Here is a 12,151-nt window from a genome sequence, read left to right as displayed (position 1 = left end):
CTTTATGCAATCCACACGCGTTGGTGTGAAGCAGGTAATCTGGGTAAAAAGAATTGAGTAATAGCTTTCGGTAAATACCAATACGCTAAAACCAGCAAAGCTTTCGGACCATCGCCCTTTTTCATATGACGACATCCTGCCAAAAGACTAAAACTTAAAAGCGATACAAGAATTTTCTGATTACTAATAACGAGTAACATAAACCCTGTGATGGCAATCATCAGCTCATCCAGCGTAAGGGTTAAGATACGTTTTGGTGCATCTATATGGCTTAAAAATCGATAGTTCATGTTACTCATCGAATTATCCCTCGCTTAAAACACAAAAGTTTTCAATAAGAACGCAGGTATAAAAGCCACTCCTGCAACACCAACAAACACCATGGGGTTTTTACTTTTAACGGCCATCGCAGTCGCCAGGATGATGTCTACTAGAATAAAGACCTTCCAAAACATCGAACCATTACCCAAGGAGTCCTTCACATCACCATCTAATGCTTTTGCCAAAAGATCATTTGCAAACACGCTGCTAGTAAATAAAGTCATTCCAAGAGAACTAATCATTTTTCGAATTAACTTTGTTTTTTTATTGCCCACTTCCATTGCTATTCTCCTTTTTTAGGTTGTAAAGATCCCTAAGCACCTATTCTGCTCAATTTTTATAATGCTTTGATTATTTTATTCAGCGTGGAACTTCACGCTTTTGCGTCTACATTTTTGCTAGGTTCATCATTGAAATTATCCTCCTTGTCATTTGCTTTCTAAATAATTAGGTTTTAGTTTTTTAACTAACTCCTGAAATTTTAAATATCCAGCTTGATGCTCTTCCCCTCTCAAAACTGGTAATTTTTTCTGAGTGGATACAACACAACCCTGCATCAAGGATGGGGAAACATGTGTCCGATAGCACTTTCTAAACTCCACTGGAGAAGGAGGAAAAGACGGCACGCTATGATGACCAGATAACAGATAATCAATAGTTCCCAGCACTCCTTTTTTCCCTATCTTTGTTACTAAGTCTTGCCATTCCTGACGTATAGCGAAGGCTTCCTCAGGATTATCGCCTTCAAAAATAGAACGGCCATATAGGATCTTGATTTTAAAAATAAGCCATTCTGTTAAATTTATTGCATCCAATTCCGATAATCTTGGGTTATGTATTTCTTGCTCGGTTTCTGAATTCTTCATCAAATCGTCTGATAGCATCTTGCCTGTTGGCGATTGAGCTTGATTTTTCATCTTGGCTTCCAGTAATACGAGATTTGTATTGGCCATCTAAGTAATACTCCCTCTGTTGCTTAATCGTTTGTTTATTTTGAGTTAATCCAGAATTAGTTCTTAATATTTCAGCTTTATAAAACTCTGCATCTAAATGCACTTCATCTTCCCAGCGTGCTTCCAAGAGCCAACTTGAAGGATTTGGCCACTGAGGTACAAACAAATTCAATTTCTGACGTAGAGCTTTTTCTTGCATTTGTTTTTCCAGCGCTTCTAAAATATTGCTTAATAATGGATCCTCTGTACTCATCACCAAATTTGAAAAAATTCCATGGGATTTTCTTTTGTTAATATGCTTGTTAGTCAATGCAACCCACTTGTCCCAAAAAACTTCAAATGCGAACGATGAGTTTTTTTCATCATTCGCCAAAATTATGTGTTTTTGTGTAGGTAATCTTGGTAAGTAATCTTGGTATGTATTCTTTGTATATTGCTTGGTGCAATTCGTCGTTACGGTTGAATCACTTTGCACTAACCGTTGGTCATTTTTGTAATCATCGTTGGTACGATTTGCACCTATCGATTGGTGCAAATCGTCACTATCGATCAGATCATTTTGCACCATCGATAAATCACTTATTGATTCTTCATCAACTACATTCTGATTTTCATCTTTCGGCTTAGACTGGAAACTAGTCTTTTTCAAATAATACTCTTTTAACCAACGACTGATTTCATTAGGGTTAAATAAGAAATGTTTGGTTTTATCAAAAGCATAACGAGGATTTGGATTGCGATGAACTGAAATAAACTTTAAACTTACTAAAGATTCGATTGCACTATGAATTCTTCTTTTGTTAAAAATATTTAACAAAGAAGCTTCTAATTGTTCTGTTGTGTGCCATTGCAATAGAGTTTCAATTTGAGTGCCACTATCTCCATGCCTTTGAGCTACATCATTATAGTTCTTAGCTTGGGAATTATGTTCGAGCTTGATATTGTGCCAATATTCAAATAAATTTAGTAAAGCTGCCGCGCAATCATCTTGTTCGCAAGCCTCTAATTGCCATTTGCGGATTAAAATTAATCTTTCACCCTCAGGATGAGAGATACAGCTTGCTCGAGACATCGCGCTTCTCCATGCGTCATGATACGTATTGAAGCAATATTATACCTATTATACGTATATGTAAATAAGTTTATACCTGAATGTGGTATAATTTAAAAAAGGGCTTATTAGGTTTGTTATGGAACAAAATATTGAAGATCAGAGGACAACTATTGGACGGCGCATTAAAACAGCCAGAAACTTAGCTGGGATCTCACGTAAAGATATAGAAAGCCATGGGATTAGTATGCACACTCTCCAATCTTGGGAGTTAGGTAGAAATCCATTAACTGAAAAAGCCGCATCAAAATTAGTAGAAATATTTCATAGTACAGGTGTAAGTTGTTCAGCAAAGTGGCTTCTGGAAGGCTCCGGAAAAAGCCCCAGTTTGTTAGGCTCAGAGTTCACTCCATATCCTTCTATTGATAAAGACATAGCCCCACTATTTTCTCAAGAAAATACCATCCAAAAAGAAATTGAATTTTTTAAGACAAATAATCCAAATGCTATAGTAATTATGGTTTCTGATGACACAATGGAACCAACATACTCGAAGGGTGATTTTGTAGGAGGTATTCAGTATATGAATGCTTCAGATATAGACGAATGTGTCGGTCATGATTGTGTTATAGAGATTAGCGATGGCATTTTTTTTCGACGCTTAATGAAAAGAAAGAATGGCTATGCTTTAGTCTGTCTAAATGCTCAGACTGAAATTGAAGATCCTGTAATTTTCTCAAAGAAAATTTTAGCAGCAACTCCTATAATCTGGCATCGTTGGAAATTCGTAAAGCCTGATTAATGCTTTATGCGGTTTGATATTAAGGAATAATAACATGATTGACCTTTACTACTGGCCTACCCCAAACGGTCATAAAATTACTATATTCCTAGAAGAAGCTAATCTGCCATATAACCTTATACCGGTTAATATTTTTACAGGTGAACAGTTCTCAGCGGACTTTTTGCGCGTATCACCCAATAACCGGATTCCCGCCATAGTTGATCACAATCCCAAGGGCTCAAATGATCCAGTAGCCATTTTTGAATCAGGCGCGATACTACTTTATCTGGCGGAGAAAACAGGACTGTTTTTACCACAAAATATCCATGCTCGGTATGAAACAGTGCAATGGCTATTTTGGCAAGTTGCAGGATTAGGCCCAATGGCAGGACAAAATCATCATTTTAATATGCATGCGGCTACATTAACTTATGCCGTTGATAGATACGTAAGAGAAACATCTCGTTTATATGCTGTTCTTAATAAGCAACTAACCACTCGAGAATTTATCGCTGATGAATACTCTATAGCTGACATGGCATGTTATCCCTGGATTGTGCCTCATGAAAAGCAACAACAAGATTTAGATGATTATCCATTTTTAAAGCAATGGTATTTAATAATGGAATCACGACCTGCTGTTCAACGTGGTTATAACAAAGGAAAAGATATAAATTTGCCTCAAGTTTTAACGGAAGATGCAAAAAAAATTCTTTTTAACCAAACTAATAAATCTATTTAAAACCTTAACCCAGTTATTTAAAAAATAATATTTAAAATTAATACAGATTGCTTTAAAGTGACGATTTAATAAAAAGCCTGAACTTAACTGGATTATTTAAAATGTTTTACTCCTTATTTGGAAATTTATGGCAGTTTTTAGAAAAACAACAAACCGGCTTAAATATCATACAGGCTATCGTAACAATTATCCTATTTATAATTGCTATTTGGGAAATTCCTAAATGGAAAAAACAATACATCCAACAAAGAGAATCTGATCATTATTTAGATATCATTAAAGAAATAGAAGAGCTTCGTTATCTAATTTTAGAATTAAGAGCACCCAAATTTCTTTACCCCAATAAAGTTGAGGCTATAGAAAGAGAAAAATTACCCCTTGTAAATACAATTAAGAGTAAATCCTATAGCATAACCAAAGAATTGGGCGTTCTGGATAAAATATACGGCTCCGAAAGGAATTTTGCCCAACAATATCAAAATATCATTGGACTGGAGATTATTAAGCCTATCGGAATAGAGGCCTATGTATTTGTTTTTAGTAATGAGAAGGAAAAAAAGAAACTTCCAATTTTATGCCCAAGTGAAGAAGTAGAATATAAACCCGGACTTTTTGAAACTGATCACACAGGTTTAGAAATAATAAAGGATCCTTTCTGGGAAATCATCCATAAAAACTTTGAAAAAATTAATGATATTCTTTATAAAAGGCTAATTAAGTAAATAGAATTATAAATTAATTTAAAAATCTATTTTAGGAGATTTAACACTTAATTATTTGAGAGGAACATTTATAGGCAGAACTGTTTTTCCATCATTAGGTTTATTGCGTTCATCAAAATGTATCGCCAACGAAAGATACATTAATGCATTTCTAGCTAATTTCATCAACTGCATAAGACGAGCCTCAAAATCTCCAATAGAAATAACCAAGTTATGTGAACTGAGCTTAATTTTTTCATCAAGTCTTGATTGAATTTGATTTACCTCATTAATAATTAACTCTTTCTTGTTAATTAATTTCCTGACACTTTTTTCTTTTTTTTGCTTAGTAAGTTTGGAATTGATTATTTCTAAATCATTGTTAAGAGCAATTATTTTATCTTTCATTTCCGTAATGCATTGTTCAAAATAGGTGCTATCTTGAGATAAGCTAAATCCAAAATCATCAACTAACTTTAATGAGCGGTGTTCAAGAGCATTTCTTATATCTTCAAACTTCTTCGCCTCAGGATCGAACCAATAATCAAGCTCTAAATCATCGTTTGTTTTACGCATATCCTTCAATATGAAATATAATGCGTGAAAAAAGTAGTTTTTATTTTCCTTGAAATGAGGATGAGGAATTTTTTTATTATTTTTGTTAATCAAAAATAATTTTGGAAATGTAATATCTTTGTCACTTTTCAAGTCATTCACATTAAAGAAACGATGTATAAAAAAAGATAGTTTATCAAAAAGAGAATACAATATTCTAAAAGAACTCCGGTAATGATTGGATTTTAAGTTAGTAATAGAGAAATCCAAGCTATCAACATGGGAGAAGGTTGAATTAGAAAAATGTGTGACATTGTTAGGTATGTCTTTCGCAGAAAATAACAAATATCTTGCGTAACAATAGTCATTTTTCATTTCATCATAGTGGGAATGATAAACAAGCTCCTCACTTGGAGATAATATTGGATTCAGCTGAAAACAAAATGAGGGTAAAGTCAATACATCCTGATAGACTAACTCTCCAACGGATATATCATTAAGATCGTTGATAAATAATCTATTATGAGCAGCCCATTTTAAATATTGCTCTTGCTTTCGGGAGTTAAATTTTTCTTTATAAGTATTAAGATTATTCAATTTATAATTAGGATAAGCTTTTCTAAACCACTCAGAAAACTCATTCAAAGTTTGATCACTCAGTAATTCTTTTTTTATTTCTGTGGGAAAATCATCTATGCGCTCATATACTTGCTCTATCAAGCGATACGCCTCTTTCCGATGATAAAATTTATGCCCATCATCATAGAGAACCTTTGCAAGAAAAATGAGATGCCTAGCTTTTCCTAGATAGGCTACAGGATTTGAGAGTGCGATAGCATCATCATATAACGGTATTGCATCAAAGGCTCTACCTTGGCTTGATAGGTAATTTGCTAAGTTAGTCTTTATTCTTGACGTCAGTTCTAAAATAGAATACGTCTGACCATCTGATTCAGATTTAACATAATCAGAACCTATTTTTGAAGCCTCATGAAGCGCTTTTCTAAAAAATAAAACCGCTTTACTAATCTGCTCAGAAAACCAATATAGATCCTTTCTTCGTGAAAAAATAGTAGAAAAACCAGTTCCTATTATATAATACAGTTGCGTTGCTACTAATGAGTCTTTAGGGTTAAATTTGCTAAGATGCTCGCATAATTTTTCCAAAGTATCATAATTATTATTATCGATAAGCTCATCAAATCGCTGAGAGAGTAACGAGACTGTTGCCATATCAATTTCGACACGCTCAAAATCCATTTCTTCTTTCAATTTAAAATGACCTCAAATCAATTATCACTACAATACACAATATAAATAATTTTCTACCGCTCCAAGTTTATTCTAAAAAATAATACTATTAATATTAATGAGCCCTTTAAACTCATTACACTTTAAACTAGGTCAGCTTTTATATCTTGAAGCGACCAATCAATTTTTTTAACTGCATTAATTTTAAATTCAGGGGCTAAATGTGCATATCTTAACGTCATTTTAATGTCTGAATGTCCTAATAATTCCCGAGCGGTATTCAAATCAACACCAGCCATAACTAATTTACTAGCAAAATGGTGTCGTAAATCATGCCACCTGAATTGATCAATCTCAGCTTTTTTTAAAATAGAAGCCCAGGATCTTTTAACATGATTAAACGGCTGATTATTTTTACTAGGAAAAACAAGTCCTTTTTTGAGCGCACTCTTCTGGTAAAGTTGATTTAAAAGATTATTAGCTTCATTATTTAATGGTATATAACGTGAACTACTATTTTTGGTAATTTCACCGCCTAAAATAAGCGATCTTTGTGGAAGGTTTATCATTTCCCAAGTTAGATTAAATAACTCACCTCGTCGTAAACCAGTGTTAATGGAAATTAGTACCATCGGCATTAAATAATCAAAAAGCTCACCTTCGGCAAATTCAGGCATCAATGGATATCCTCGAACTTTTCGCCATTGGTTTGCATTTATTCTTTCTTGTTTTAATTGGTTTTCTCTCTCTAACAGTGCCTTCCGCAAACGGGTTTCTTCTTCTACTGATAAGTATCTTACTTTAGGAGAGCGATCGATTTTAAATTGCTTTAAATTTCTTAAAGTGTTTTCTTTTAAAAAGCCCCATTCTACAGCTTTTGTGATAGCTGACTTAAGAACAGTAATATTACGATTAATTGTAGCGTGAGCAGTACCCTCATTTAAACGTTTAACACGCCATTGCTCTAGTACCGCAGGAGTGATTTCTATAAGAGGCTTAGAATACAGTTTTTTAAAACATCGATTGAGTGCCGCAATCGTTTCATCTCCTCTTTTATGATGAGATAAAGCCCAGGGCTTATATTCACTTTCAATAAACTCTTGTAATGTCTTTGGTTTATTTGCCCCTTTTTGGACTGTGGGTTTAATGCCTTTATTATAATTGTTTAATACTTCAATGGCTTTTTCACGGGCTTGAGCAGCCGAAATAACGCCAACTTTCCCAAGATTAACGCGACCACCCCGTGCATATTGGCAAAGGTAGCACATACTCCCAGTAGGATGTACTCTCAACAAGAACCCTTTTAAGCCAATATCTCTAACGTCATATGCTCTTTTTTCATTAGGTACTAATGTTTTTATTAGGGAATTACTAATCTTCGCTAGCATCTGTCACCTTAATAAAGCTCGGCCTCAATCCTGTTATCATATAAGCCAGTATTTATATTATTTTATTAAACCAATCAGTGTGCAATATGTGCTTTGGCTGTAATATCAAGACCAAGAGCTCGCATTACAGTCAACGTTGTTTTCAATGTTGGATTACCTTTTTCGCTAAATGAGCGGTAGAGTTGCTCTCTGGAGAGACCCGTTTCACGCGCTATTTCTGCCATACCTTTTGCGCGAGCAACTACACCAAGTGCTTTTGCAATATAACCTGCATCACCTGTCTCAAATGCATCTACCATAAATATAGCGATAGCTTCTGGGCTATCGAGTGCCGCAGCTGGATCATAATCATAAAGTGCTTCTGTCATATTAAACTCCTAATTCTTTTGCAAGGTTTTTCGCAACCTCAATATCTCGGCCTTGAGTACCCTTATCTCCGCCACACAATAATAGGATAATTTCATTTCCCTTTTGTTTGAAGTATATTCGATAACCAGGTCCATAATGAATCCTAAGCTCACTGATACCCTGTCCAACTGGCGCTACATCACCTGCAAGACCATTTGCTAAACGAAATACTCGCGCAGCTATCATTGCTTTTGCTTTACTATCTCTAAGTTTCTGTTCCCATTTTCTATAGGTATCAGTTTGTTTTATTTCAATCATTTATTCATACTTATTATTGTAGTTTATAAATCACAATTTTACCACTATTATTTTTTACCGACAAGGCTTTAAAAATTATAAAGTGCATATAAAGTGCTAATTTTTTGTAGAGTGTAACATGGCGATGAAGCTCAATGCATCAATAATATTTATAACATCATGAAATAACAGTATATTTTATTCATGGGGATACATGGAGATACATTGAGAAACTATCGGATTCCCCTTCGGGAGGCAGGGGTCGCAGGTTCAATTCCTGTCACTCCGACCACTATGTTACGAAATTCACCAAGATAGGAATAAAATGCGGTCGCTCCGGTCCGCTGTTATGGCGGCTATTTTAAAACCCGCTGATTGATATGAATTGTGCCATGGTTTGCATACAATAATCTGAGGTCACATCCTCGGCCCACCACTCTTTTGTATTTTCGGATCCTCTGGCCTGGCTTTCTCAACTTCGGGCTCTGTTCTAGAGAAAAAGGTAGCGGTGCTTTTATTAGTACCTAAAGCAGGATTGATAATTCTTTGAGCTTGTTCAAATAACTTTTTAGCCTGCATTTTTTCAACTGGATTTGCTTCTTTAATGTAGTCCTGAACAACTTCCTGCAGTTGAGCAACAGAAGCTGATTTCTCGTCATTCGTTTTACCGGGAGAATAATAGTTATTTAAAAGATTAAAGTATTTATCGGCAAATGTTTTTAAAGCGGCATTATCTTTCAAATTTTTAAAGTCAGACATAATCTGGTTAAATAGAGCAACATGCTTACAAAATTGATCGTTTTCTAATCCTCTAAAGTACGACTCAAATGAATTAGTTAATTGCGCTAATGAAATTAATGCGCTAGCGCGCTGCTCAGTCATTGGTACCATGGAATATGATGTAAACGTAGCAATTTTCAGTATTACTGGATACTCTGTTGATAAAAGAAAATTATAAAGCTCTTTACTCTTACACTCTTGATCAACAAGATTTTTTAATAAATTTGATAGCCTGTCATCATCATTATCAAGCAATTTAATTAATTTATCTGGCGTTATATCTACACCGATATTATTAAACCAGGAAAATAATTTCTGACTATCATTAGTTAGGTTATCTAACCTATTTTTAATGAGATCTATTTGAACTGGGTTATTAGTTAAAGAAGTAAAAAAGCGCTCATCTAAATTGAGCGATGCACCATCAAGTTTTTGAAGTAAATAATGATCTTCTTTACTTTTTAAGAATCTACTTGATGTTTCCTTAGTTATCTGCCATTTGTTTAATAGGGTTTCGCTTATGTGCTCTAAACGATTAAACTCTGCCTTTACATCTTTTAATTCTTGCATCACTTTTGTATAAACATCTCGACCCTTTAACGATACGCATTGTGATAAAGCTCTGTTAATAGTCGGTAAATCCTCTTTGGTTATTACTTTATGGTGGTTAAAAATTAAATTAGCGGCGGCGGCTAGAATAATAATTTCTTTTTCAATAGGTAGTGAGCTTTGCTGACTAAGCTCCTGTAATAACCCACTGTATATATGTTTATTTGAAGCATTTACTTTATGAGCCAAATAAATCTGTGTACTTTGAATCAAACTATCTAAAGCATCAGAAGCACCAGGACTTAAACGCATTATTGTGCCATAGGCACTCGATATACTCGTCACAGAAGAATGAAAGTGACCAAAACTATCCCGATCTTCTACTAATTTACTGTTAAATGGCAGCGCGTCATCCATGCCCATCGGTTGCCATACTAAAAAATAAGGCAATGAATTAAGTTCCAGTTCTGATCTTTGATGGTTTACGACTTCCCACAACAAATCGGCAGCTAGAATATCATGGAATATTGTACCGTTATCAAATTGCCGCTCTTTAATCTTCTCTATCAAATCAGCACAGTACGTATGCAGATAGGCTGCAATCCTCATATCAACATGCTGTTTAAAATCCTGTCGTGTATTCTGCTCCCATAGAGCTAAATCCTCACTTAAGAAATGTTTTTTAGAGCAATACGCTACCATCCTACCTGCCTGAGCTTGATCAGTATGAAGCAAACCAAATTTTTGCAGGCTTTCAAACACAATGATTGATAACTGCCCTTCACTTATCAGCTTCTTAACCTGATCGTTTAGTGCTATATCCTTATAAAGTGCCGAAGTAGTATCCAGGATCAGCACGACAGGGTCTTTCCTATCAGGTTTAATGATAAACTCTTCCACAAATTTGTTAGGATCAGTCCCTAAAGTAAGACCCGTATTTTGCATCACAGCGCCGGGAGTAATAATAAAAACATTGGCATCAGCTGCGTTTTCAGCATTGGCTATAATAGCTTGCGTCTCATAATATAAATCGACAGGATAATAAAGTTGCTTGTCTGTGTACGATTGCATTTTTTCTGCTAGTGTTTGCGCCAGATAATAAGCATTACATCCTGAGAGTGCTGGAGAATGGACAGTCTGCACTGCGTCTAACTCATGCTCCCCAAGAGTTAGAGCGTCCGTCATGGTCTTAGTAGTAGATTGTGTAAATAGCTCAAAACTTTGATCCATTTCTGCCGGAGTTTGATTTAATGAAAACTCCAGTGACATTTCATGTACTATCATGTAGACAAAAAAAGCATAACGAGGATAATTATAGCGGTAAAATGTATTCACTAAATCAAGCATTAAAGCAATCCGCCTTATTGTTTGTGCATTTAAATTATCCGGCAAATTCTTAATAAGATTTTGTAGGGATTGAGCTAACAATTGGGTTGGATATTTAGATTTATCAGCGGTTCCTGATAGCTTCAAAAACACACGGCTTCGTAATAAATCACTTTTAGTGGTAGGTAGATCTGCTGGTAAATTTTTACTGTTTATCTGCTCAGGCTTAGGTATTTCACCTTTAATAAATTCAGCTATTTCCCAAGGCGAGGCAATTAAACCAGCAGAGGCGATATACTGTTTTAATGATTCGGCGTCATCATCTTTACGAACAATTAAAACGCCAAGATTACCCTCTTCAACCATTTTTAATTCTATATCGCTATCGGGAAATTTATCCAGAATTGAATCAATAGCCAGATTTCTTGAGAGTGCGATCGGCAAATAAATATTATAATCCATCATTTCTTCATTAAATCGCTCACAAAAAAGTTTCATTACCTCGCCCTCATGCGTATCGGAACGATGGTAAAGACCACTAGCTGGAATAAAAGGATTAGGAATGTGCTCGTTAGATTGTTTTCTAATTTCTGCTACATGGCGGCCAAACATAAGCGCCGATAGCATTAGTTTTTCTTCATCATTAGGGTCAATTAAAGACAAGTACGCGGTATATGGATTATTAACAATAGTTTCTTTAACTTTATGCCCGCGCCAGGCACGTTGAATTACTCGAGCCGCACTATTTTTGGCAATACTGTTTAGTTTTTTATTTCTTTCAGAAGTATCGTCTTCCGCTTCTTTCTGATTTTCAGACGATGCTTCGCGCGCTATAGGAGGTGTAGCAACGGGTAAAATATTAGTTAAGGTAACGGTTTTTTCACTGAGAATAGTTGCTAATTCGTCTATTAATTCAACAGCTGGATTGTTTTCATTAGTCAAAAGGGGTTCTTTTTCATCTGAGTTAGTTAATGTTTTAGTCATAATGTACTACTTAGGCTTACTCTCATTTTTTAAAGTATAGTTAACTTTAAAAAAAATGATCTAAATTTATACACATTTCTTCTTGAGTTATCGTGTTAACTCAAGAATCAATTCATTATTT

12 protein-coding genes are annotated in these 12,151 nt (G+C 34.9%); 3 read left to right on the top strand and 9 right to left on the bottom strand.

Features of this window, described 5'->3' with window-relative positions:
• Positions 1–2: 2 nt before the first annotated feature.
• From traL to Lqua_RS10990, 4 genes are all read right to left on the bottom strand, one after another.
• Positions 3–299: a type IV conjugative transfer system protein TraL gene (gene traL / locus Lqua_RS11005; protein WP_058474323.1), complete on the bottom strand. Its 297-nt coding sequence runs from the start codon at positions 297–299 to the stop codon at positions 3–5.
• Between the two features lie 15 nt (positions 300–314).
• Positions 315–602 carry a hypothetical protein gene (locus Lqua_RS11000; protein ID WP_058474322.1) on the bottom strand — a complete coding sequence of 96 codons (288 nt, stop codon included), beginning with the start codon at positions 600–602 and terminating at the stop codon, positions 315–317.
• A 147-nt stretch (positions 603–749) separates the two neighbouring features.
• Positions 750–1,238, bottom strand: coding sequence for a hypothetical protein (locus tag Lqua_RS10995; RefSeq protein ID WP_133141066.1), 489 nt, complete (start codon positions 1,236–1,238; stop codon positions 750–752).
• Positions 1,153–2,346: a hypothetical protein gene (locus Lqua_RS10990; RefSeq protein ID WP_058474320.1), complete on the bottom strand. Its 1,194-nt coding sequence runs from the start codon at positions 2,344–2,346 to the stop codon at positions 1,153–1,155. Before Lqua_RS10990 ends, Lqua_RS10995 begins: the two co-directional genes overlap by 86 nt.
• A gap of 118 nt (positions 2,347–2,464) precedes the next feature.
• On the opposite strand from Lqua_RS10990, the gene Lqua_RS10985 reads away from it, so the two are divergent.
• From Lqua_RS10985 to Lqua_RS10975, 3 genes are all read left to right on the top strand, one after another.
• A complete protein-coding gene (locus Lqua_RS10985; protein WP_058474319.1) occupies positions 2,465–3,127 on the top strand; it encodes an XRE family transcriptional regulator in 663 nt (220 codons plus the stop codon).
• A gap of 34 nt (positions 3,128–3,161) precedes the next feature.
• Complete coding sequence (locus Lqua_RS10980; RefSeq protein ID WP_058474318.1) at positions 3,162–3,851, top strand: glutathione S-transferase N-terminal domain-containing protein; 690 nt, start codon at positions 3,162–3,164, stop codon at positions 3,849–3,851.
• Between the two features lie 101 nt (positions 3,852–3,952).
• The gene (locus Lqua_RS10975) at positions 3,953–4,573 is read left to right on the top strand and encodes a hypothetical protein (protein WP_058474317.1); all 621 of its coding nucleotides are present in this window, start codon (positions 3,953–3,955) and stop codon (positions 4,571–4,573) included.
• Positions 4,574–4,624: 51 nt separating this feature from the next.
• Here the strand turns inward: Lqua_RS10975 and Lqua_RS10970 are convergent, their stop codons facing one another.
• The 5 genes from Lqua_RS10970 to Lqua_RS10950 all read right to left on the bottom strand — a co-directional run bounded on the left by Lqua_RS10970 (position 4,625) and on the right by Lqua_RS10950 (position 12,030).
• On the bottom strand, positions 4,625–6,379 hold the full coding sequence (locus Lqua_RS10970; RefSeq protein ID WP_133141065.1) for an LA2681 family HEPN domain-containing protein: 1,755 nt from the start codon (positions 6,377–6,379) through the stop codon (positions 4,625–4,627).
• Positions 6,380–6,501: 122 nt separating this feature from the next.
• Entirely contained in the window at positions 6,502–7,746 is a 1,245-nt protein-coding gene (locus tag Lqua_RS10965; protein WP_058474315.1) for a site-specific integrase, read from the bottom strand.
• 74 nt (positions 7,747–7,820) lie between these two features.
• Positions 7,821–8,114 carry an addiction module antidote protein gene (locus tag Lqua_RS10960; protein ID WP_058474314.1) on the bottom strand — a complete coding sequence of 98 codons (294 nt, stop codon included), beginning with the start codon at positions 8,112–8,114 and terminating at the stop codon, positions 7,821–7,823.
• Position 8,115: 1 nt separating this feature from the next.
• The gene (locus Lqua_RS10955; protein ID WP_058474313.1) at positions 8,116–8,412 is read right to left on the bottom strand and encodes a type II toxin-antitoxin system RelE/ParE family toxin; all 297 of its coding nucleotides are present in this window, start codon (positions 8,410–8,412) and stop codon (positions 8,116–8,118) included.
• A gap of 396 nt (positions 8,413–8,808) precedes the next feature.
• On the bottom strand, positions 8,809–12,030 hold the full coding sequence (locus Lqua_RS10950) for an IQ calmodulin-binding motif-containing protein (RefSeq protein ID WP_058474312.1): 3,222 nt from the start codon (positions 12,028–12,030) through the stop codon (positions 8,809–8,811).
• Between the last annotated feature and the right edge of the window lie 121 nt (positions 12,031–12,151).

Origin of the sequence: Legionella quateirensis (assembly GCF_001467955.1) — a bacterium.
In the GTDB taxonomy this organism is placed as follows: domain Bacteria; phylum Pseudomonadota; class Gammaproteobacteria; order Legionellales; family Legionellaceae; genus Legionella; species Legionella quateirensis.
The sequence above is the reverse complement of the archived record's forward strand: the minus strand, read 5'-3'. Positions and strand labels throughout refer to the sequence as shown.